Raw genomic sequence first — 21,459 nt, 5'->3', positions numbered from 1 at the left:
GGTCCGTGATCGACTTCCGCTACCACCTGGTCTCCCTGATCTCCGTGTTCCTCGCCCTCGCGGTGGGGATCGTGCTCGGGGCCGGACCGCTGCGCGAGAACCTGGGCTCCCAGCTCACCGGCCAGGTCGAGCAGCTGCGCACGGAGAAGGACGACCTGCGCACCGCCAACGACTCGCTGACCTCGCAGAACGACGAGCTCAGCGCGTTCATCTCGCAGACCTCGCCCGACCTCGTCTCGGGCACCCTCAGCGGACGCAGCACCGCCGTGGTCTCCGACGACGACTCGGTGCGCAACCAGGTCAGCACCCTCGACTCCCTGCTGGACGAGGCCGGTGCGAGCACCCCGCTGAGCGTGCGCCTGGACAGCTCGCTGTGGGACCCCGACCAGGAGGACACCCGCACCAAGGCCCTCGATTCCCTGCGGGACGCCGACGGCGCGCTCGTGGCGGCGGCCGAGTCCGACACCGACTCCAGCTCCGGCGCGCTCTCCACGATCATCGGCCACCTGCTCGTGGACACCTCGATCGGGGCCGAGCAGCGCCAGAAGCTCTGGTCCGTGCTGACCGACGCCCGCCTCGTCGACGTCGACGGCAGCACCGACGCCCCCGTGGACTCCATGATCTTCGCGAGCGCCGCTCCTTCGGACCTCACCGTGGGCGGGGACGACGCCTCGGCCGCCGCCGAGCGCGCCCAGCTGCTGCTCGAGGCCCAGACCGGGCTGCTCGAGCGCATGGTCAGCGCGAAGGTCCCCACGGTGGTCTCGGGCTCGACCCCCTCGAACGACGACAGCGCGGGCCTGCTGCGCACGGTGCGCGGGGACTCGCGCTTCGGCGACCTCTCCAGCGGCGACCGCCTGCAGGAGCCCGACGGGCCGACGATCGCCGTGCTCGCCCTCGCCGAGCAGGCGCGCGGCGAGCAGGGGAGCTACGGGACCGCCGCCGACGCCCAGGACCGCGTGCCGCAGGTCCCCGGCGGGTCCGGCGGAGGGTCCGGGGACTCGTCGGGATCCGGCTCCGGATCGGGATCCGGCGCGAGCGACGGAGGCGAGGGATGACCGCCTCGCGCGCGGACGCAGGCGAGCCCGGGGAGACCCCGACGGGTGCGACCCGAGCCGTCTCGGGAGCCCTGCGCCGCACGAACCACGCGGGGCGGAGCGTGACCCTCGCGGAGGGCGTCGCCGTGGCCGGGGGAGCGGCGATCGTCCTCGCCGCGCGCGGCCTGCGCGCCGACGCGCTCGCCGTCGCCGCCGTCGGCGGACTGGGCCTCGCCGACGACGTCCTCGAGCCCTGGCTGCGCTCCCGCGGGATCACCCCGACCAAGGGGCTGCGCGGCCACCTCGGAGCCCTGCGCCGCGGACGCCTGACCACCGGCGCCGCGAAGGCCCTGGGGATCCCCGTGGTCTGCCTGCTCGACGCCGCCGCGGCCCGTGCCCGCACGGCGAGCGGCGTCGGCCCGCACACCGGCGCGCATGCCCTGCCCCCGGGAGCAGGCGACCTGGCCGGCGCCCTGGCCGACGCGGGCGTCGCCGCGGGCGCCGCCAACCTCGCGAACCTCCTGGACCTGCGCCCCGGGCGCGCGCTCAAGGCCACCACGGCGTGCGCGCTCGTGCTCGCCGTCCCGCCCGCCCGCAGCCCTCGCGCGCAGGAGGGCAGGACCCTCGCCGTGATCGCCGCGCTCGCGGGGCTCGCCGCCCTGCCCGGGGACCTCGCCGAGCGCGGCATGCTCGGCGACACCGGCGCGAACGCCCTCGGCGCCCTCGTGGGCGCGGCCGCCGCGCGCCGACTCCCCGCGGGGCCCCGTCTCCTCGTGCTCGGCGGCCTCGGCGCCCTCACCCTCGCGAGCGAGCGCGTGAGCTTCAGCGCCGTCATCGACGCGACGCCCGCGCTGCGCCGCCTCGACCGCTGGGGCCGGCGCGCAGCCGTTCCCGCGGGAGCCGGCGACGAAGGGAGCACTGGGTCATGAGCGCACCGTCCTCGACCGCACGCGTCATCGTGCGCGGGGCGACGGTGATCCTCGTGGTCACCCTCGTCGCGCGCATCGTCGGCTTCCTGCGCTATCTCGTCTTCGGCGCGAGCGTGGGCGCCGGGGACGTCGGCACCGCCTATTCGAGCGCGAACCTCGTCCCGAACCTGCTGTTCGAGGTCGCCGCCGGCGGCGCGCTCGCCGCGAGCGTGGTCCCGCTGGTGGCCGGCCTGGTCGAGAACGACGAGACCGGGGAGGGCAGGCGACGGGCCGACGGCATCATCTCCGCGATGCTGACCTGGATGCTCCTGCTCACGATCCCGCTCGCCCTCCTCGTCGGCCTGCTCGCCGGCCCTATCGCCTCGCTCGTCCTCACCAGCGGCGACTCCGACGAGTCCGTCGTCGAGCTCGGTGCGTCGATGCTGCGGATCTTCGCGCTCCAGCTGCCGATGTACGGGGTGACCGTGGTGCTCGGCGCCTACCTCCAGGCCCGCAAGCGGTTCCTGTGGCCCGCCCTGGTGCCGCTGCTGTCCTCGCTCGTCGTGATCATCTCCTACCGCGTGTACGCGGCCGCGGTGCCCGCCGTGGCGACGGCCTCGACGATCTCCCCGTTCGCGCGCGGGGTGCTCGCCTGGGGCACCACCGCCGGGGTCGTGGTGATGGCGCTGTCGGTGCTCGTGCCGGCCGCTCGCGCCGGACTGCGCCTGCGCCCCACCCTGCGGATGCCCGCCGGGATGGGCAGCAGGGCGCTGCGGCTCGCGGGAGCCGGGCTCGGCGCCGTCGGCGCGCAGCAGCTCGCCCTCGCTCTCGTGCTGCTGCTGGCCATGCGCACGGGCGGCACCGGCACCCTGCCCGTGTTCCAGTACGGGCAGGCCATCTACCTGCTGCCCTACGCCGTGCTCGTGGTCCCGCTGATCACGAGCGTGTTCCCGCACCTGTCCGAGCAGCGCCTCGTCGGGGACCTGCGGGGCTTCGCCGTCACCGCCCGCGCATCCCTGCGCTCGGTCGTGGTGATCGGCACCGTGGGCGCGGCGACGCTGTTCGCGGCCGGCCTGGCCCTCGAGGCCTTCTTCCACCACATCGACCGCGCGGGCGCCGTGGGGGTCGGCGCGGTCGTCGCCGCCCTCTCCGTGGGCCTGCTGCCGTACGCGATCACCATGCAGTGCACCCGGGTGCTGTCCGCGGCGATGCGGGCGCGGGACGCGCTGCTCGTGGGCTCCGTCGGCTGGGTCGTGGGAGGGATCCTCATCGTGCTCGTGGCGGTGCTCTCGAACTCCGGCAGCGCGGCCGTGGCCGCGACCGCCTTCGCCTTCGCCCTGAGCGCCGGCATGTGGGTCTCGGGCATCACCGGCCTCGCCCGGGTCGCCGATCTCCTCGAGGGCGTCGAGGGCGGAGCGCCCCTGGTGCGCGTCGTGCCGATCGGGGCCGTGGTCTCCGTGGCCGCAGCCGTCCCGGGGCTGCTCCTGGGGCGGGCGATGGTCACGCAGGGCACCTCCGAGCTGCTGTGCGTGCTGATCGGCCTCCTCACCGGCGGCATCGGCATGGTCCTCGCCCTCGTCGCCATGACCCTCGCCGACCGCCGCACCGCGGCCTCGCTGCTCGCGCGCCTGCGCCGCGGGCGCACGGAGAAGGCGTGAGCTTCGTGCGGGAGGGCGAGCAGCCGACCGTCGGCCCCGCGCCCCGCGTGCTGATCGTCGAACCCGCCGCGAGCGGGGGACTGGCGGCCCACGTGCGGATGGAGCGCGCCATGCTCTCGGAGGCAGGCGTCGAGCTGCCCGAGGCAGGCGTTCGGATCTCCTCGCGCCCCGCGCCGGCGGACGCCCGCACTGTGCGCACCCTGCGCGAGGGCATGCGCGGGTCCGGAGCGCGCACAGCGGTCGACGCGGTCCATGCGCACGGGCTGCGCGCCGGGGCGCTCGCCGCGCTCGCCCGCGGACCGCGCAGCTGCGGGCCCCGTCTGGTGGTGACGCTGCACAACCGCGTCGTCGGCCCGCGCACGGTGCGCGCCATGGGGCGCCTGCTGCTGCGGGTCATCCGCTCGCGCGCCGACGCGGTCCTCACCGTGTCCCCGGACCTCGACCCGCTCGTGCACGGCGTCCCGGAGGTCGAACACGCGATCATCCCCGCGGGACCCGGGAGCGGCGCGACCGCCGCGAGCGGAGCGACCGCCGCGGCGCCCGCGCGTCCCGCCCGGGACGCGCCGGACCTTCTCGAGGTGCTCGTCGTCGCCCGACTCGCTCCGCAGAAGGGGCTCGACGTGCTCCTGGACGCCCTGGGCCTCCTCGCCGCCGGGGCGGCCCCGGCCGCTCCCGGACTGCGCGTGCGGATCGCGGGCGACGGTCCCCTCGAGCCGCATCTGCGCGCGCGCATCCGCGCCGAGCGCCTGCCCGTCGAGCTGCTCGGCCGTCGCGAGGACGTGCCCGACCTGCTCGCCGACTGCGACCTCGTGGTCTCCTCGGCGCTGTGGGAGGGGCAGCCGGTGTTCCTGCAGGAGGCCCTGCGTGCCGGCCGCGCGATCGTCGCGACCGACGCCGGCGGCACCCGCCTGGTCACGGGCGGGGCGGCGCACCTGGTCCCCGTCGGGGATCCGGCCGCGCTCGCCCGGGCGATCACGTCCCTGCGCGAGGAGGATGCGCGGGGGAGCGCCGAGCGGGCCTCCCGCGAGCGCTCCCGCGAGCTGAGCGGACCCGACGACCTGCTCGCACAGCTCGCCCGGGTCCTGCGGCTCACCCTGCCCTGACGCGACCGTCCGTGGCCGACGGCGCCTCGTCCGCATGGAACACCTCGCACATCCGCGGGTGTCGGGAGCGCCGAGGGGTCTTTCGATGCTAGGTTGAGACTCCGTGGCAGACAGCAGCGTGAACCCCCCGCGAACCCCGTCCGCATCGACCGCCCGCCCCGGCTCCGGCCCGGCAGCGAAGCCCTTCCGGAATCCCGGCACCACGAAGCACATCTTCGTCACCGGCGGCGTCGTCTCGAGCCTCGGCAAGGGGCTGACCGCCTCCTCGCTCGGGATGCTCCTGAAGAACCGCGGCCTGCGGGTGACCATGCAGAAGCTGGACCCGTACCTCAACGTGGATCCGGGCACCATGAACCCGTTCCAGCACGGCGAGGTCTTCGTGACCGAGGACGGCGCGGAGACGGACCTCGACATCGGCCACTACGAGCGGTTCCTCGACGAGAACCTCTCGGCCGACTCCAACGTGACCACCGGCCAGGTCTACTCCGGCGTCATCGCCAAGGAGCGCCGCGGCGAGTACCTCGGCGACACCGTCCAGGTCATCCCGCACATCACGAACGCCATCAAGGAGTCGATGCGCGCTCAGGCGAGCGACGAGGTCGACGTCGTCATCACCGAGATCGGCGGCACGGTCGGCGACATCGAGTCCCAGCCGTTCCTCGAGGCCGCCCGGCAAGTCCGCCAGGACGTGGGCCGCGACAACGTCTTCTTCGTGCACGTCTCCCTGGTGCCCTTCATCGGCCCCAGCCAGGAGCTCAAGACCAAGCCCACGCAGCACTCGATCGCGGCCCTGCGCTCGATCGGCATCCAGCCCGATGCCATCGTGCTGCGCGCCGACCGCGCCCTGCCCGCCTCGGTCAAGGCGAAGATCGCCTCCATGTGCGACGTCGACCTCGACGCCGTCGTCACCTGCCCGGACGCGCCCTCGATCTACGACATCCCGCACGTGCTGCACGACGAGGGCCTGGACGCCTACGCGATCCGTCGCCTCGACCTCCTCAGCCACGACGTCGACTGGTCGCTGTGGGACGGCCTCCTCGAGCGGGTCCACCACCCCGAGTACGAGGTCACCGTGGGCCTCGTCGGCAAGTACATCGACCTCCCCGACGCCTACCTCTCGGTCACCGAGGCTCTGCGCGCCGGAGGCTTCAATCACGACGCCCGCGTGAAGATCTCCTGGGTCGAGTCCGACGCCTGCTCCACCCCCGAGGGCGCCCAGGCGGCCCTCAAGGACGTCGACGCGATCGTGGTGCCCGGCGGCTTCGGCATCCGCGGCGTCGACGGGAAGGTCGGCGCCCTCCGCTTCGCCCGCGAGAAGGGCATCCCCGCCCTCGGCCTGTGCCTGGGCATGCAGTGCATGGTCATCGAGTACGCCCGCACCGAGCTGGGCTGGGCCGATGCGCAGTCCACCGAGTTCGAGGTCGACACGGCGCACCCCGTGATCGCGACCATGGCCGAGCAGGCAGACATCGTCTCCGGCGAGGGCGATCTGGGCGGCACCATGCGCCTGGGCGCCTACGACCACGAGCTCACCCCCGGCAGCCTCGCCGCCCGCACCTACGCGACCACCAAGGTCTCCGAGCGTCACCGGCACCGCTACGAGGTGAACAACGCCTACCGCAAGGACCTCGAGACGGCGGGCCTGGTGATCTCCGGCGTCTCCGCGGACCGCTCCCTCGTCGAGTTCGTCGAGCTGCCCGCGGACGTGCATCCGTACTACATCGGCACCCAGGCGCACCCCGAGCTGAAGTCGCGTCCCACCAGGTCCCATCCGCTGTTCGCGGGTCTGATCGGCGCCGCCGTCGACCTGCAGAAGGCCACCCGCCTGCTCGAGGTCCCCGCCGAGCGCGGGGCCGACGAGTCCGGCGAGTCGGCATCCGGCGCGGACTCGGCCGGGCAGTCCGACGGGGCCGACGAGGCCGGGGAGTGACGGGCATGCTCCGGGACGAGGACGGCGCACGTCCGGTCCTCTCCCGGAGCACAGCCTTCCGCGGCGCGATCTGGGACGTCGTGCGGGACGAGGTCGACTTCGCGTCCGGCGTCCGCTTCACCCGCGAGTACATCGCCCACACGGGCGCCGCCGCCGTGCTCGCTCTCGACGACGCGGGCGCGCGCGACGTCCGCGATGCTCGGGTGCTGCTCATCCGCCAGTACCGCCATCCCGCGGGGCGCACCTTCTGGGAGCTGCCCGCGGGCCTTCTCGACCACGAGGGCGAGGACCCGATGCAGGCCGCGGGGCGCGAGCTCACCGAGGAGACGGGCCACCGCGCCGAGCACCTGCGGCACCTGCTGGACATCCATCCCTCGGCCGGCAGCTCGGCCGAACGGATCCGGATCTTCCTCGCGACCGGCGTCAGCGAGGCCGCCACGGACTTCGTGCGCGAGGACGAGGAATCGGAGATCGAGCAGCGCTGGGTGCGTCTGGGCGAGGTGCTCGACGCGATCCGCGACGACCGCCTGACGAACGCGACGCTCGTGGCCGCGGTGCTCGCGGTCGCGGCCTTCGGGGCCTGAGACGGGCCGGCCCGTCGCGGTCGCGCGACGGGCGTCGGCCGAGGATGCCGGGGTCTACTCGGCGGACTGCGCGGTGGGCGCGTCCGACGGCCCGGATGCGACGGGCGCGGCGGCGAGGACGGGGGCGACGATCTCCGCCTGCCAGTCCCGGGCGCCGAGCCCGGTGAGCTCGGCGCGGATCTCCTCCGCGGCGCCGGGGGCCTCGTGCTCCCAGACCCACTGGCGCAGCAGGCCCGGGGTGAGCAGATTCTCCGAGGGCACGTGCAGCTGCTCGGCGCGCTCGGCCACGGCCTCGCGGATCGGCAGGTAGCGCTCCCACACCTCGGGCCACTTCTTGGACCAGAGCTTGTGGGGCGGCGGGTAGCTGGGCTCCGAGCGCGAGGGCAGGTGCGCCTCGGGGAGGTTCACGCCCGCGCGCGCCGCCTGCCACCAGGTCTCCTTGCCGTGCAGGGGCTTGGGCAGGGCGGAGAGGAAGGCCGCGTGCGAGGCGGTCGAGACCTTCGCGGCGTCCACGATCGCGCGGTCCTTGATCACGCGGTGCGGGGAGAGGTCCTGCTCGCGGGCGATCTGGTCGCGCCGCTCCCACATGGCGCGGGCGGCCGCGAGCTGGCGCGGGGTGCGCAGGGCGCCCAGCCCGTGCAGCTTCCGCCACGGCTCGGCGCGCGCGGCGGGCAGCGGGTGGGCGACCTCGTGCGCGAACTCCTCGCGCGCCCAGCGGGTCTTGTCCGTCTCCTCGAGGCGGGCGGCGAGGATGTCGCGCACCTCGACGAGCACCTCGACGTCCAGAGCCGCGTACACGAGCCACGGCTCGGGCAGCGGGCGCTTGGACCAGTCCGCGGCGGAGTGCTCCTTGGCCAGGCGCAGGTGCACCGTGTCCTCGACGACCGCGCCGAGGCCCACGCGGGGCATGCCCAGCAGTCTCGCCGCGAGCTCGGTGTCGAACAGCGTCGCGGGGTGCAGGCCCAGCTCGCCCAGGCTCGGGAGGTCCTGGGTGGCGGCGTGCAGCACCCACTCGCGGGAGTTCATGAGCTCCACGAAGCTCGTGGGAAGGGTGAAGGCCGTGGGGTCGATGAGGGCCGTGCCCGCGGCCTCGGTGCGGATCTGCACGAGATAGGCCTTGGCGCTGTAGCGGTAGGAGGAGGCGCGCTCGGCGTCGACCGCGATCGGCTCCTCGGGGGTGCCCGCGGCGCGCTCGCACCACTCCAGCAGCGGCTGGATGCGATCGATCACGGGCACCAGGCCGTCGCGCGGGGCGCCCAGAGGCGTCGGCTCGATCGCGGGGGAGTCGGCGCCGGGCTCGTCGCCGCCGGCCGTGCCCGTGGGGGTCGCGTCCGAGGTCGACGCCCGTGCGGCGCGCGTCGTGCTCGTGCTCTCCGCGGATGCGCCGTTCTCGGTGCGTCGGGCGCGGGCTGCGGAGCGGTTGCGGGTCCTCATCGGATCAGTCCTCCCCGTTCGCCGAGCCGTGCCGGGGGCGGGCCCGATGGGAGGGGACGAGCGGCGCGACCTGGGCGGGAGCGGGCGGAAGGCCGCCGGCCGCCGCGAGCATCGCCGTCCAGGCGGCGAAGTGCGGGGCCAGGTCGGAGCTCGTCGGCGTCCAGGACACGCGCATCTCGACGTCGACGGTCGAGGGGCGCCCGGCGAGCGCGCCGTAGCTCTGGGACACCACGCGGGTGGCGGTGCACCCGAGCTCGCGGGACTCGGCGTCGAACAGCTCGAGGGACTCGGTGACCCACGACCAGGCCACGTCGCCGAGCATCGCCTCGATCGCGAACTCGGGCTCGAGCTGGGCTTGGACGAGGACCACCATCCGGTACTCGCCCTTCCACGCCTCCTCGCCCGCGGGATCGTGCAGGACGACCAGGCGGCCGCTCGCGACCTCCTCGTCGTGCAGGATCACCTCGCCGTTGGCCGCCCACGTGTGCGGGGCCATCCGGCCGGGAGCGGGGATCGAGGTCCAGTGGACCTCGGGGCGCAGGGGCGCACGGGTCATCTCCTCGATCGCCGTGCTGAAGGCGCGGGCGGCGGCGGGGAACTGGTGGACGGGCACGGCCGCGAGCCTAGCCCGCGACCCGTCACCGCCGACCGAGGCGCGCCGTCGACCCGCCGAGGACCTCCGCAGGTTCCTCCGAGAAGGCCTCAGCCCTCGTGGACGAGGCTCAGGGAGTTGATGCAGTAGCGCTGATCGGTGGGGGTCGCGAAGCCCTCGCCCTCGAAGACGTGGCCCAGGTGGGAGCCGCAGTTCGCGCAGCGCACCTCGGTGCGGACCATTCCCAGCGAGGCGTCCTCGAGCAGCTCCACGGCGTCGTTGTCCTGCGGGGCCCAGAAGGCGGGCCAGCCGCAGTGCGCGTCGAACTGCTCGTCGGCGCGGAACAGGACCGCTCCGCACGCCCGGCAGGCGTAGGTCCCTGCCGGACGGACCTCCTCGTACTCCCCGCTGAACGGGCGCTCGGTGCCCGCCTGGCGCAGCACCTGGTACTCCTCCGGCGAGAGCCTCTCCCGCCACGCGGCGTCGTCCAGCTGGATGGCGTAGTCGCCGCTTCCGATGGGCTTGGTGCTCATGGCTCATACCTCCGGGTTCGGGTGCCGACGGGCGGGGCGGGGATCGCCTCGCACCCGCGGCGTCACCTGCGATCCTACGGCGGACGTAGACTGCGCGTCATGATGCGCCTCACCTCCCTCGGCTCCCGCGACACCCGCCCCGAGGAGGCGCCCGACGGGCACGATGCCGCCCGTGAGCTGGGACGATGGGGTCGCGCGCTCGCCATCGGCGGCGTCGGCGCACTCGGGACGTTCGCCCTCAGCGCAGGGGCGCTCGCGGCGGGAGCGAGGCTGCTCGCGCGGGTCCCGCTCACCCCGCAGATGTCCCAGCGCGGGAAGCTCGACCAGGTGGTGCGCGCCGCGTATCCGGACCGCGTCCACCTCGACCGGACGGCGGAGTCCGTCCGGGGAGGCGTGATCGCCCTGCGCCGCTCCGGCGGGGCCGTCCACGTGCGCCTCGGACCGGTCGACGGCGAGCCGACGCCCACCACCGTGTCCCGACCGATCCTCGCCCGCGACACCGACGAGCCGATCGGGATCGGGCCCGTCGGCCTCGACGGGTTCTTCTGGCCCGGCACGCCCGAGACATCGCTGGGCCTGCCCACCCGGGAGGTCGAGGTCTCCTCGCCCGTCGGCCCCATGCCGGCGTGGCTGGTGCCGGGCCGCTCCGGCGCGCCGAAGGCGGACGGTGCCGATGCCGATGCCGATGCCGATGCCGATGCCGGTGCCGGTGCCGATGCCGATGCCGAGGACGGCGCAGCGGGGCCGACGGGGGACACCTGGGTCGTGCTCACGCACGGCCACGGCGCCACGCGCGGGGAGACCCTCCGCGCGATGTCCCTGCTGCACGAGCTGGGTCTGACCTGCCTCTCCCTGACCTACCGCAACGACCTCGGATCGCCCGCGTCGGCCGATCGGATGCACCATCTGGGCCTGGACGAATGGGAGGACACCGAGGCGGGCATCGAGTACGCCCTCGCCCACGGCGCCCGCCGGATCGTGCTGATGGGCTGGTCGATGGGCGGCGGCATCACCCTGCGCACCTCCGTGCGCACCGCGCACCCCGAGGCGATCGCCGGGCTCGTCCTGGACTCGCCGGCCGTGGACTGGCAGGACATCCTCACGTACCACGCGACCGCGCTGCGCGCCCCCGCGCCCATGCGGCGCCTGGCCCTGTGGATGATGACGAGTCCGCTCGGGGCGCGGCTGGTGCGCCTGCACGAGCCGCTCGCGCTCGCCGAGATGCGCGCCGAGCACTATGCGCAGCACCTGCGCCACCGCACCCTGCTCGTCCACGCCCTCGAGGACACGACGGTGCCGCCCGCGCCGAGCGCGCGCCTGGCCGCGCTGCGCCCCGACCTCGTGCGGTTCGTGCCCTTCGCCGGCGCGAGCCACACCCGCGAGTGGAACCGCGATCCCGCGCAGTACGAGCGGCTTCTCGCGGAGCACCTCGTGGACCTGCTGGACCTGGACATCGACGTCGAGGCCATGCGGCTGCCCGTGCGCGATCCCGCGGCCGCGCCCCTCGAGGGGTCGATCGGCGCCCGGGTGTGATCCGTGTGCGCGGGGTCGGCTCCCGAGCCGGGGTCGGCCCTCGCGCTCGGGCGGAACCTCTCGCTCAGGCCCTGCCGCGCACGTAGCGGGAGAGCGTCGCGTGCGCGCCGACCGTGAGGGATCCCAGCTCCCACTCGCCCTCCGCGTCGACGCCGCGCATCACCCGGGAGGCGTCCCCTCCGACCGTCCGATGGGTCACCGAGAAGCACAGCTCGTCGAGCGCGCCGGAGCCGGCGAAGCGCGCGAGAGCGCTCGGGCCGCCCTCGAGCTGGATCCCGCGGTACCCGAGGTCGGCGAGGGCGCGCCGGATGCCCGCCGGGTCCTCCGCGAGGACCAGCCGGTCCTCCGGGAGACCGCTCACGGCGAGTGCCCGCTCGCCGTGCGCGGCGTCGGTCACGAGGTACGTCGGCCACGCGGGGTCGATGCTCGCGGGCAGCCGACCGGACTGCGACATGATCGCCAGGGCCGGGCGCTCGCCGCCGGCCGGCCGCAGTGACGGTGCCAGCAGGTCCGACCGGCCCTGGGGACGGCGGTAGTCCTCGACGCGCACGGTCTCGGCGCCCACGAGCACCACGTCGGCGAGGGCGCGCAGCACGCCGAAGGCGAAGGAGTCGGTGGGGTTGCGCAGGGGGCCGCTGGTGCCGTCGGCCCCGGTGATCGCGCCGTCGATCGTCGTGTTCATCATCGCCCGCACCCAGGTGCGGTCCGCGGGGAGCGCGTAGACCTCGGCGAGGGCGCGTGCCCCGGCGGCGTCCTCGGTGATCTCGCGCGGCGCGGCCAGCGCCCGCCCGTCGTCCCACAGCAGCTGCATGGCGTCGATCCTCTCGTCGTGCGGGCCCTCCCTGCTCCCCGGATCATGCCGCACCCGGGACGGTCCCGCGAGTCGGAGCGCGCCGGGGCCGCAGCGTGCCGAGGCCGGGGATCGCCGGGTCCCGAGCACCCCGGGGCCGGCGCGCGATCGTGGACCTGCCCACAGGAGATCTGCCGCGAACGCCCGCGCCCCTAGACTGGGCGGCCGTGACCGAGTCCCTCACCGCGCGCACCCCAGCCCCCTCCCTCGAGCGCCTGGTCGCCGACCTCGTGCCGCCGCCGCGCTTCGCGAAGGCGCGGCTGGACAACTACGTGCCCGATCCGCAGTACCCCTCCCAGCAGGAGGCGAAGGAGCGGATCGCCGAGTTCGCGCACGGCATCGGCCGCAGCGGCGGGTCGAAGGGCCTGCTGGGCATGTTCCGCAAGCGCCCGCAGGCGGCGCGCGGCCTCTACCTCGACGGCGGCTTCGGCGTGGGCAAGACCCACCTGCTGACCTCCCTGTTCCACATCACCGACGGGAACCCCGTCTACGGCACCTTCGTCGAGTACACGAACCTCGTGGGGGCGCTCGGCTTCACCCGCGCCGTGGAGCTGCTGGGCGGCTCCTCGCTCGTGTGCATCGACGAGTTCGAGCTCGACGACCCCGGGGACACGCTGCTGATGACGCGACTGATCCGTGAGCTGTCCGATCGCGGCGTCGCGATCGTGGCGACCTCGAACACGCTGCCGGAGGCGCTCGGCGAGGGACGCTTCGCCGCCCAAGACTTCCTGCGCGAGATCCAGTCGATGTCCGAGCGCTTCGACGTGCTGCGGATCGACGGCGAGGACTATCGGCGGCGCGAGGCCGTCGCCGAGGCGCCCGCCCTGCCCGAGGAGACCGTGCGCGAGCACGCCGAGGCCATGCCCGGCGCGACGCTCGACGACCTCCCCGCCCTCCTCGCGCACCTCAAGACCGTGCACCCTTCCCGCTACGGGGCGATGCTCGACGACGTCTCGTTCGCCCATCTCATCGACGTGTCCACGATCGCCGACCACAACAACGGCCTGCGCTTCGTGGTGCTCGTGGACCGGCTCTACGACCGGGAGATCCCGGTGCTCGCGAGCGGCCAGGACGTGGCGGGCATCTTCACCGAGGAGCTGCTGCGCAGCGGCTACCGCAAGAAGTACTACCGCTCCCTCTCGCGCCTCACCTCGCTCGCGCGCGACGGCGCGAAGGACCTCGAAGGCGCCGCTCAGGACGCCTCGGCCGACTGAGCCGCGGCGGCGCTCCGGCGGACGACGAGCGCACCGGGGCCCGCGAGCCCGAGGACGCGCTCCTGGGCATCGCGGCGCAGCGCGCCGAAGGAGGCGAGCACCTCCCGGCCGTCGGCGGTGCCCGACGCGGGCATCCCGGCCCCGCCCTCCGCGCGGGTGACGAGCACGTGCACGTCCCCGCGGCGCAGCACGAGCGACTCCTCGTCCAGCACGTCGACCCCGACGTGCCCGAGGTCCGGATCCGTCAGCTCCGGCAGCGCGCGGCGCAGGCCGATGAGCGTGCGGTACCACTCGAGCATCGAGGCGTGCGTGCCCTCGTCCCTCTCCTCCCAGTCAAGGAAGGAGTCGGTGAAGGTGGAGCGTGCCTGCGGGTCCGGCACATCGGATGAGTCCCAGCCCATCTGCGCGAACTCCTCGCGCCGCCCGGCGGTGACCATCGACCCCAGCGGCTCGGCATGATCGGTGAAGTACCGGAACGGGGCGCTGCACGCCCATTCCTCGCCCTGGAAGAGCATCGGCGTGGGCGCGCCCAGCAGGATCAGCGCGATTGCCGCGGCGTGCTCGCCGGGGGAGAGCAGCTGGTGGACGCGGTCCCCGCGGGCGCGATTGCCCACCTGGTCGTGGTCCTCGAGGAAGGCGACGAAGGAGTGCGCGTCATAGGCGTCGGTCGACGGATCGACGGGCGCGCCCCAGACCCGTCCGCGGAAGGTGGAGAGCGTCCCGGCGTGCTCGAAGACGCGGGTGAGGGTCCGGGCGAGCACCTCGGCGCTGCCGAAGTCCACGTAATAGCCCTGGCGCTCGCCGCTGATCCACGCGTGGACGGCGTGATGGACGTCGTCGGCCCACTGCATGTCCATGCCGAGCCCGCCGCCAGCGGTGGGCGTGACGGTCACGGGGTCGTTGCGGTCCGATTCCGCGATGAGGGTCAGCGGCCTCCCGGTCTCGGCCTCCCAGTGGTCGACCGCGTCGGCGAGCTCGGCGAGGAAGTGCCGGGGCGAGTCGTCCTGCAGCTCGTGCACGGCGTCCAGCCGCAGGCCGTCCAGCTGCATGTCCACGAGCCAGAACCGGGCGACGCCGCGCAGGAAGGCGCGCACCTGGTCGCTGCCCGCGTCGTCCAGGTTCACGGCCCAGCCCCACGGGGTCTCGTGGCGATCGGTGAAGTAGGGGCCGAAGGCGCCCAGGTGGTTGCCGTCGGGCCCCAGGTGGTTCAGCACCACGTCCAGGACCACCGCGAGGCCGCGCGCATGCGCCGCCTCGACGAAGCGGGCGAGCGCGGCGGGACCGCCGTAGGCGGGGTGCACGGCCATGAGGTCCACGCCGTCGTACCCCCAGCCGCGCTCGCCGGGGAAGGCCGCGAGCGGCATCAGCTCGACCGCGTCGACGCCGAGCGCGACCAGGTGGTCCAGGCGCTCGATCGCGGTGTCCAGGGTGCCGGTCCCGCCGTCGGCGGACGGCGCGAAGGTGCCCACGTGCAGCTCGTAGACCACGCCCCCGCGGAAGGAGCGACCCTCCCACGGCGCATACGGGAACAGCCGAGGGCGCACGACCTCGCTCGGACCGTGGACCCCGTCCGGCTGGGCGAGGCTGCGCGGGTCCGGCAGCCAGTCCCCGTCCTCGTCCAGGCGGAACGCATAGCGGGTGCCCGCGCTCGGCACGGCGACCGGGTCCTCGGCGTCGGGCCCGTCGCCGCGCAGTCGGTGCCAGCCGTCGCCGACGGGCTCGAGCGTGCGCACGACGGCGTCCGCCTCGGCGTGGGTGTGCGAGTGCGCGTGCGAGTGCGTGCGCGCCGAGCCGGGAAGGGTCGCGACCTCCTCGCCGCGGGGTGGGGCCGTCAGACGCACCTGCACCGTCCGTGCGCGCGGAGCCCAGACCTCGAGGACGTCGTCCGCATCCCGCACCGGCAGCGGTGCCGGGCCCGACGGAGTGCTCGCCGGGGAGGATGACGACGCCGTGCGCGCCGCCTCGGTCCCGATCTCGGTCCCGATCCCGGTCGTGTCGCTCGCGTGCTCGCTCATGCCGCCTCCTCGCCATCGGTCCCGCCGGCTGTCGCGCCTTCGGACCCGCCGTCGGTCTCGTCCTCGGAGGACCCATGCCCGTTCGTCTCGTCGGCGCGCACCAGCAGCGCCGCCGGCCAGTCCTCGAGCAGCGCCGCCAGGCGCACCTGGCCTCCGTCGGTCTCCCTGCCGCTCAGCAGATCGAGCCAGCGGCCCTCGGGCAGCACGATCACCGCCTCGCCGAAGCCGCCGCGCTGGGCGAGGCCGTGCGCGAGGCGGGTGACGACCGTGACCACCTCGAGCGGCCCGTCCTCGAGGGCGCGGCCGAAGGCCACCGCATGCGCGGTCGAGGTCGGCACCGGGCGGTAGACGGCGGAGCGCCCGCGGAAGAGCTCGGGACGCTCGCGGCGCAGGCGCAGCGCGCGATGGGTGAGCCAGAGCTTCTCGTCGGCCACGCCGTCGGGCCGCGCGCCCTCGCGCATGCGGGCGAGCCGCGCCGCGTGCCCGGCATGGTCGACCTCGCGGCGGTTGTCGGGATCGACGAGCGAGAGGTCGATGGACTCGCACCCCTGGTAGACGTCGGGCACGCCCGGCATCGTGAGCTGCACGAGCTTCTGGCCGAGGATCGCCGCGCGCTGCGCGCCGAGCGTCCTGCGGGTGAGGTCCTCGAGGATCGACGCGACCTCGGGGGAGGCGAGGGCCGCGCGCCCCAGCTCCCGGACCTCGTCCTCGTACTCGGTGTCCTGGTCCGTCCAGGTCGTGCGGGTCTTCGCCTCGCGCATGGCCTTCTCGAGGTAGCCGATGAGACGGTCCTCGTCGATGCGGTCGCTGTGCGCGCCCGGCAGGTCCCAGGTTCCCAGCAGCGTCTGCCACAGCAGCAGGCGCAGGGCGCCGTCGACCCGGTCCCCGGTGCGCGCCGCAACCGCCTGCTCGAGGTCGAGCACCGCGAGGCCCCATTCGTGGGGGATCTCGGTGAGCACGGCGAGACGGGCGCGCACGTCCTCGCTGCGTTTGGTGTCGTGCGTGGAGAGGGTCGTCATGGAGTCCGGGCGCGTGTGCACCATCGTCGCGCAATGGTCGTGGAGGTCGTCGGGCTCGACGCCGATGCGGTCGGGATCCGCACCCACCTCGGTGACCGGCAGGAACCGCGGATAGCGGTAGAACGCGGTGTCCTCCAGGCCCTTGGCGTGCACGGGCCCGCAGGTCTGGGCGAAGCGGACGATCAGCTCGGCGCGGTCCGCGCTCGCCGTGCGGCCGGCGCTGCCCGCCTCGTCCCCGCACACGAGCGCGAGCACCACCTCGAGAGCGGCCCCCAGGTCCGGGTCCTCGCCCAGGAGACCGCGGGCGCGGGAGGCGGCCGCCTCGAGCACCGTGCGCTCGGCGCCGCTCGCGCTCTCCCCGGGGACGATGTAGGCGCGATAGCGGTCCATCGAGGCGAGCATCGCGACCAGCACCTTCTGGATCTGGCGGCGCGTGGTGTCGCGCAGTCGGATGTCCTCCGCGCAGATGCGGCGGACGAGGTCCGTGAGGCGCTCGACCTCCGCCCACAGGCTCGTGGAGATGATGAGCGCGGTGGACTCGGCGGCGATCTCCTCGAACGGTCGCAGGTCGCCCGTGGTGCGCTGCCAGACGTGCGTGAGACCCAGCGCCCCGCGCGGGTCGTGGAAGAGGCCGCCCACGCGCCACAGGGCGTCGTACCCGGTGGTGCCGTCGCAGGGGAAGTCGCCGGGCAGCTGCTCGTCGCCCTCGAGGATCTTCTCCACCGCGGTCCAGGCGCCGCCGGAGGCCTCGTGCAGGTCGCGAAGGTATCCGCGCGGATCGGCGAGGCCGTCGGGATGGTCGATCCGGTATCCGTCGACGACGCCCTCGGACTGCAGCTGCAGGAGCAGCGCATGGGTCGCGGTGAACACCTCGGGCAGCTCGACGCGCACGGCCGCGAGGGTGTCGACGTCGAAGAAGCGACGGTAGTTCAGCTCGTCGTCGGCGACCTTCCAGTAGGCCAGCCGATACCACTGGCGCTCGAGCAGGTCGACGAGGCCCAGGTCCTCGGTGCCCGGGGCGATCGGCAGCACGTGGTCGTAGTAGCGCACCACGCTCTCCTCGCGCGTGCCGCCGTCGCGCTGGGGCACGTCGGCACGGGACACCTCGATCTCGCCGTCGGCGAGGACCTGGCCGATGGGACGCCCCAGCACAGGCATGAGGATCGAGTTCTGCGCGCTGATGTCCACGTCGAACCAGTCGGCGAAGGGCGAGGCCGGCCCCTCGCGCAGCACCGACCACAGGGCACGGTTGTGCCAGACGGGCGTGGGGATCGCCATGTGGTTGGGGACGACGTCGACGATCAGCCCCATGCCGTGCGCGTGGACGGCGTCGGCCAGCCTCCGCAGGGCGTCGATCCCGCCGATCTCCTCACTGATCCGCGTGTGGTCCACGACGTCGTACCCGTGGGTGGAGCCGGGTGCGGCCTGGAGCACGGGGGAGCAGAACACGTGGCCCACCCCGAGGTCGGCGAGGTAGGGGACGAGCGCGGCGGCGTCGTCGCAGGTGAAGCCCGCGTGCAGCTGCAGCCGGTACGTGCTGGTGGGGACGATCCGGGAGGGGGCGGGGAGGGTGACCATGTGCTGCGTGCTCCTTCGCGGGTCGGGACCAGGGCGGGACCGTGGTGGGCCGAAGGGGTCAGCGCCGCGGGTGCGAGGCGCTCGTGATCCGCGGCGCGGCGAGCGGGCCGGGGGACTGCGAGGACGCACTCGAGTACGCCCGTTCGCGCGGCGGCAGGGCTGCCTGCGAGGAGTCGTCCTGCTCGGCCTGCGCGCCGTCGGCCTCGTCCGCGGCGGGATCCTCGGGGTGGCGCCCCAGGATCAGCACGGAGTAGGCGGGCCGCGTGATCGTCTGGCCGGGCTCGAGCCGCTCGCCGAGATCGAGCTGGTGGGCCGTGCCCGAGGCGACGTACCAGGCGGAGCCGAAGTCCTCGGGCGGGACGCGGAAGTCCACGTCGTTGCCCGCCCAGTTGAACATGAGCAGCGCGGAGTCGTCGATGATGCGCTCGCCGCGGGCGTCCGGCTCCGGGATCGCGGAGCCGTTGAGGAACACGTCCACGCACTTGTTCTGCGGGTCGTCCCACTGCTCCTGCGTCATCTCGGTGCCGTCGGTCGCGAGCCAGACCACGTCCGGCAGGGACTCGTCGCCCTCGCAGGGGTTCTGGCCGCCCAGGAAGCGCCGGCGCCGGAAGATCGGGTGCGCCCGGCGCAGGGCGATCATGTGCCGGGTGAAGTCGAGCATGTCCTGCTGGTCCTCGTCGAGGTCCCAGTCGACCCACGAGATCTCGTCGTCCTGGCAGTAGGTGTTGTTGTTGCCCTGCTGGGTGCGGCCCATCTCGTCGCCGTGGAGGATCATCGGCACGCCCTGGCTGACCAGGAGGGTCGCCATGAAGTTCTTCGCGCGGCGCAGACGCAGCGAGGTGATCGCGAGGTCCTCCGTCGGCCCCTCGGCCCCCGAGTTCCAGGAGCGGTTGTGGCTCTCGCCGTCGTTGCCGCCCTCGCCGTTGGCCTCGTTGTGCCGCTCGTTGTAGGAGACGAGGTCGCGCAGGGTGAAGCCGTCGTGCGCGGTGACGAAGTTGACGGAGGCGATCGGGGTGCGGCCCGTGTGCTGGTAGAGGTCGGAGGAGCCCGCGAGGCGGGAGGAGAAGTCGGGGAGCACGCCCGGCTCGCTGCGGCCCGCGTCGCGCACGGTGTCGCGGTAGCGGCCGTTCCACTCCGACCACAGGGGCGGGAAGCCGCCCACCTGGTAGCCGCCCTCGCCGAGGTCCCAGGGCTCTGCGATGAGCTTGACCTGGGAGATGATCGGGTCCTGCTGGATGATGTCGAAGAAGGCGGAGAGCCGGTCCACCTCGTGCAGCTCGCGGGCGAGCGTCGAGGCGAGGTCGAAGCGGAAGCCGTCCACGTGCATCTCGCTGACCCAGTAGCGCAGCGAGTCCATGATCAGCTGCAGCACGTGCGGGGTGCGCATCAGCAGGGAGTTCCCCGTGCCCGTGGTGTCGTAGTAGTGCGCCTTGTCGTCGTCGACGAGCCGGTAGTACGAGGCGTTGTCGATGCCGCGGAAGGAGAGGGTGGGGCCCTTGTCGTTGCCCTCGGCGGTGTGGTTGTAGACGACGTCGAGGATCACCTCGATACCGGCGGCGTGGAGGTTCTTGACCATGGTCTTGAACTCCTGGACCTGCTGGCCGGCGTCCCCCGCGTAGGAGTACTCGTTGTGCGGGGCGAAGAACCCGATCGTGTTGTAGCCCCAGTAGTTGCGCAGCCCCTTCTCGACGAGGTGGCCGTCCTGGACGAACTGGTGCACGGGCATCAGCTCCACGGCGGTCACGCCGAGCGACTGCAGATGGCGGATGATCTCGGGGTGGCCCATCGCCACGTAGGTGCCGCGGATCGACTCGTCGATCCCCGGGTGCTGCATGGTCAGGCCCTTGACGTGCGCCTCGTAGATGACGGTGTCATGGTACTCGTGGCCGGGGGAGTGGTCGCTGCCCCAGTCGAAGTAGGGGGAGACCACGATGCCGAGCATCGTGTGCGGGGCCGAGTCCTCCTCGTTGCGCCGCGCGGGGTCCTCGAAGTCGTAGGAGAAGAGCGAGGGATGGTTCGTGGCCATCCCGCTGATCGCCTTCGCGTACGGGTCCAGCAGCAGCTTCGACGGGTCGCAGCGCTGGCCGGCCGCGGGGTCGTAGGGGCCGTGGACGCGGTAGCCGTAGCGCTGCCCGGGCTGGACCGCCGGGAGGTAGACGTGCCACACGAACGCGTCGACCTCGGTGACCTGCACGCGGGTCTCGGTGCCGTCCTCGTCGAACAGGCACAGCTCGACCCGCTCGGCCGCCTCGGAGAACAGGGCGAAGTTCGTGCCGCCGCCGTCGAAGGTCGCGCCGAGGGGGTACGGCTGTCCCGTCCAGATCTGCATGTGTGCACAGTACCCGGGCGCACCTGGGGCCGACGGGGCGCGGCGCGGGCCGTCGGCCCTCTCAGGACCCTTCCGGCCAGTCGCCCGGACTGTCGGCCCCGCCCTCGACGACCTCCTCGTGCGCTCCGGGGAGGGCGGTCCAGTCGTCCTGCGGGCGGTAGCCCAGCTCGAGCATGGTGTCGGTGATGTCCCAGCGGCGATTGGGGTTGGCGGAGATCGCGTAGTAGATGCCGAAGGGGACGTCGGCCTCGAGGGCGCTGCGCACGGCCCGGGCCGCGTCGTCCGGGGAGAGCCACATGGCGCGCAACAGGTCCACGTCCGTGGACAGCGGGTCCTCGCTCATCCATCCGATGCGCAGGGCGATCACCTCGAGTCCGAAGGCGTCGTGGTAGTGGCGGCCCAGGGCCTCGCCGAACACCTTGGAGACCCCGTAGAGGGAGTCCGGCCAGGGCGGCATGTCGCTGTGCACGGGCCACTGCTCGTGGCGGTCGTAGCCGCCCATCGCATGGTTCGACGAGGCGAGCACGACACGGCGCACTCCGGCGTCCCGCGCCGCCTCCAGCACGTTGCGCTGTCCCACGATGTTCGGACCGAGCACCGACTCCCAGTCGGACTCGGGGGAGGCGGATCCCGCGAGGTGGACGACCGCGTCGATCCCCTCCATCAGCGCGCGGACCTGGTCGTAGTCGGTCACGTCGGCGACCCGCAGCCGGTCGCGCAGCTCCTCGGTGCGTGCGTGCCGGCCCTGGGGGACGATGTCGTACTCGTCGTCGAGCCGGGCGAGCAGTGCCGTGCCCACGCCGCCCGTCGCCCCGGTCAGCAGGATCCGCTTCTTCGCGTCATCGCTCATGGGGCCATTGTGGGACGTGCTCGGCGGCCTGGCCAGAGCCGGGCGCGGACACGAGAAAGGCCCCGGTCGATGACCGGGGCCTTCAGCGTGGGCGATACTGGGATCGAACCAGTGACCTCTTTCGTGTCAGGAAAGCGCGCTACCACTGCGCCAATCGCCCATGCAGCCGAGCTGCGAGGGGACGGAGCGGACGACGGGACTCGAACCCGCGACCCTCACCTTGGCAAGGTGATGCTCTACCAACTGAGCCACGTCCGCGCATCTGCCGGATCCATCGCTCCCGGGTCGCCCCGGA

At 73.6% G+C, this 21,459-nt stretch carries 16 protein-coding genes and 2 tRNA genes; 8 read left to right on the top strand and 10 right to left on the bottom strand.

All coding sequences use genetic code 11. The features are described from left to right. Positions 1 to 5: 5 nt before the first annotated feature. From Bra3105_RS03575 to Bra3105_RS03550, 6 genes are all read left to right on the top strand, one after another. The gene (locus Bra3105_RS03575) at positions 6 to 1,055 is read left to right on the top strand and encodes a copper transporter (protein WP_228358627.1); all 1,050 of its coding nucleotides are present in this window, start codon (positions 6 to 8) and stop codon (positions 1,053 to 1,055) included. After that, the gene (locus Bra3105_RS03570; protein ID WP_228358626.1) at positions 1,052 to 1,963 is read left to right on the top strand and encodes a hypothetical protein; all 912 of its coding nucleotides are present in this window, start codon (positions 1,052 to 1,054) and stop codon (positions 1,961 to 1,963) included. Before Bra3105_RS03575 ends, Bra3105_RS03570 begins: the two co-directional genes overlap by 4 nt. After that, entirely contained in the window at positions 1,960 to 3,600 is a 1,641-nt protein-coding gene (gene murJ, locus Bra3105_RS03565) for a murein biosynthesis integral membrane protein MurJ (protein WP_228358625.1), read from the top strand. Before Bra3105_RS03570 ends, murJ begins: the two co-directional genes overlap by 4 nt. After that, positions 3,597 to 4,703 (top strand): glycosyltransferase family 4 protein, encoded by a 1,107-nt coding sequence (locus Bra3105_RS03560; RefSeq protein ID WP_228358624.1) that lies wholly within the window; start codon positions 3,597 to 3,599, stop codon positions 4,701 to 4,703. Before murJ ends, Bra3105_RS03560 begins: the two co-directional genes overlap by 4 nt. 211 nt (positions 4,704 to 4,914) lie before the next feature. Then, positions 4,915 to 6,633 (top strand): CTP synthase, encoded by a 1,719-nt coding sequence (locus tag Bra3105_RS03555; protein WP_228359594.1) that lies wholly within the window; start codon positions 4,915 to 4,917, stop codon positions 6,631 to 6,633. A gap of 5 nt (positions 6,634 to 6,638) precedes the next feature. Further along, positions 6,639 to 7,217, top strand: a complete 579-nt coding sequence (locus Bra3105_RS03550) for an NUDIX domain-containing protein (protein WP_228358623.1) — start codon at positions 6,639 to 6,641, stop codon at positions 7,215 to 7,217. A gap of 54 nt (positions 7,218 to 7,271) precedes the next feature. Here the strand turns inward: Bra3105_RS03550 and Bra3105_RS03545 are convergent, their stop codons facing one another. The 3 genes from Bra3105_RS03545 to msrB all read right to left on the bottom strand — a co-directional run bounded on the left by Bra3105_RS03545 (position 7,272) and on the right by msrB (position 9,776). Next, positions 7,272 to 8,651: an HRDC domain-containing protein gene (locus Bra3105_RS03545; protein ID WP_228358622.1), complete on the bottom strand. Its 1,380-nt coding sequence runs from the start codon at positions 8,649 to 8,651 to the stop codon at positions 7,272 to 7,274. A gap of 4 nt (positions 8,652 to 8,655) precedes the next feature. Further along, positions 8,656 to 9,264 (bottom strand): DUF3000 domain-containing protein, encoded by a 609-nt coding sequence (locus tag Bra3105_RS03540; RefSeq protein ID WP_200500505.1) that lies wholly within the window; start codon positions 9,262 to 9,264, stop codon positions 8,656 to 8,658. An 89-nt stretch (positions 9,265 to 9,353) separates the two neighbouring features. Next, entirely contained in the window at positions 9,354 to 9,776 is a 423-nt protein-coding gene (gene msrB / locus Bra3105_RS03535) for a peptide-methionine (R)-S-oxide reductase MsrB (RefSeq protein ID WP_228358621.1), read from the bottom strand. Between the two features lie 99 nt (positions 9,777 to 9,875). On the opposite strand from msrB, the gene Bra3105_RS03530 reads away from it, so the two are divergent. Further along, entirely contained in the window at positions 9,876 to 11,309 is a 1,434-nt protein-coding gene (locus Bra3105_RS03530; RefSeq protein ID WP_228358620.1) for an alpha/beta hydrolase family protein, read from the top strand. Between the two features lie 64 nt (positions 11,310 to 11,373). Here the strand turns inward: Bra3105_RS03530 and Bra3105_RS03525 are convergent, their stop codons facing one another. Then, complete coding sequence (locus Bra3105_RS03525; RefSeq protein ID WP_228358619.1) at positions 11,374 to 12,120, bottom strand: dihydrofolate reductase family protein; 747 nt, start codon at positions 12,118 to 12,120, stop codon at positions 11,374 to 11,376. Positions 12,121 to 12,326: 206 nt separating this feature from the next. On the opposite strand from Bra3105_RS03525, the gene zapE reads away from it, so the two are divergent. Beyond that, positions 12,327 to 13,373, top strand: a complete 1,047-nt coding sequence (gene zapE / locus Bra3105_RS03520) for a cell division protein ZapE (protein WP_228358618.1) — start codon at positions 12,327 to 12,329, stop codon at positions 13,371 to 13,373. On the opposite strand, the gene treZ is transcribed toward zapE, so the two are convergent. The 6 genes from treZ to Bra3105_RS03490 form a co-directional block, all read right to left on the bottom strand. Then, complete coding sequence (treZ, locus tag Bra3105_RS03515) at positions 13,352 to 15,388, bottom strand: malto-oligosyltrehalose trehalohydrolase (RefSeq protein ID WP_228358617.1); 2,037 nt, start codon at positions 15,386 to 15,388, stop codon at positions 13,352 to 13,354. The two genes, zapE and treZ, sit on opposite strands and share 22 nt — an antisense overlap. Then, the gene (gene treY / locus Bra3105_RS03510) at positions 15,385 to 17,985 is read right to left on the bottom strand and encodes a malto-oligosyltrehalose synthase (RefSeq protein WP_228358616.1); all 2,601 of its coding nucleotides are present in this window, start codon (positions 17,983 to 17,985) and stop codon (positions 15,385 to 15,387) included. The genes treZ and treY overlap by 4 nt, the downstream gene beginning before the upstream one ends. 58 nt (positions 17,986 to 18,043) lie before the next feature. Next, positions 18,044 to 20,314 carry a glycogen debranching protein GlgX gene (glgX, locus tag Bra3105_RS03505; protein ID WP_228358615.1) on the bottom strand — a complete coding sequence of 757 codons (2,271 nt, stop codon included), beginning with the start codon at positions 20,312 to 20,314 and terminating at the stop codon, positions 18,044 to 18,046. A 61-nt stretch (positions 20,315 to 20,375) separates the two neighbouring features. Next, positions 20,376 to 21,164: an NAD-dependent epimerase/dehydratase family protein gene (locus tag Bra3105_RS03500; RefSeq protein ID WP_228358614.1), complete on the bottom strand. Its 789-nt coding sequence runs from the start codon at positions 21,162 to 21,164 to the stop codon at positions 20,376 to 20,378. A gap of 88 nt (positions 21,165 to 21,252) precedes the next feature. Beyond that, positions 21,253 to 21,324: transfer RNA gene (locus tag Bra3105_RS03495), tRNA-Val, on the bottom strand. A gap of 25 nt (positions 21,325 to 21,349) precedes the next feature. Beyond that, positions 21,350 to 21,422: transfer RNA gene (locus tag Bra3105_RS03490), tRNA-Gly, on the bottom strand. Positions 21,423 to 21,459 lie beyond the last annotated feature (37 nt).

This window comes from Brachybacterium halotolerans subsp. kimchii, assembly GCF_020792675.1.
Taxonomy (GTDB): Bacteria; Actinomycetota; Actinomycetes; order Actinomycetales; family Dermabacteraceae; genus Brachybacterium; species Brachybacterium halotolerans.
The sequence above is the reverse complement of the archived record's forward strand: the minus strand, read 5'-3'. Positions and strand labels throughout refer to the sequence as shown.

What these genes read in the sequence shown, in the direction of transcription:
- treZ (WP_228358617.1), bottom strand. Translation starts at nt 15,388, where the DNA reads ATGAGCGAGCACGCGAGCGACACGACCGGGATCGGGACCGAGATCGGG.
- Bra3105_RS03500 (WP_228358614.1), bottom strand. Translation starts at nt 21,164, where the DNA reads ATGAGCGATGACGCGAAGAAGCGGATCCTGCTGACCGGGGCGACGGGC.
- treY (WP_228358616.1), bottom strand. Translation starts at nt 17,985, where the DNA reads ATGGTCACCCTCCCCGCCCCCTCCCGGATCGTCCCCACCAGCACGTAC.
- msrB (WP_228358621.1), bottom strand. Translation starts at nt 9,776, where the DNA reads ATGAGCACCAAGCCCATCGGAAGCGGCGACTACGCCATCCAGCTGGAC.
- Bra3105_RS03550 (WP_228358623.1), top strand. Translation starts at nt 6,639, where the DNA reads ATGCTCCGGGACGAGGACGGCGCACGTCCGGTCCTCTCCCGGAGCACA.
- Bra3105_RS03545 (WP_228358622.1), bottom strand. Translation starts at nt 8,651, where the DNA reads ATGAGGACCCGCAACCGCTCCGCAGCCCGCGCCCGACGCACCGAGAAC.
- Bra3105_RS03570 (WP_228358626.1), top strand. Translation starts at nt 1,052, where the DNA reads ATGACCGCCTCGCGCGCGGACGCAGGCGAGCCCGGGGAGACCCCGACG.
- murJ (WP_228358625.1), top strand. Translation starts at nt 1,960, where the DNA reads ATGAGCGCACCGTCCTCGACCGCACGCGTCATCGTGCGCGGGGCGACG.
- glgX (WP_228358615.1), bottom strand. Translation starts at nt 20,314, where the DNA reads ATGCAGATCTGGACGGGACAGCCGTACCCCCTCGGCGCGACCTTCGAC.
- Bra3105_RS03525 (WP_228358619.1), bottom strand. Translation starts at nt 12,120, where the DNA reads ATGCAGCTGCTGTGGGACGACGGGCGGGCGCTGGCCGCGCCGCGCGAG.
- Bra3105_RS03530 (WP_228358620.1), top strand. Translation starts at nt 9,876, where the DNA reads ATGATGCGCCTCACCTCCCTCGGCTCCCGCGACACCCGCCCCGAGGAG.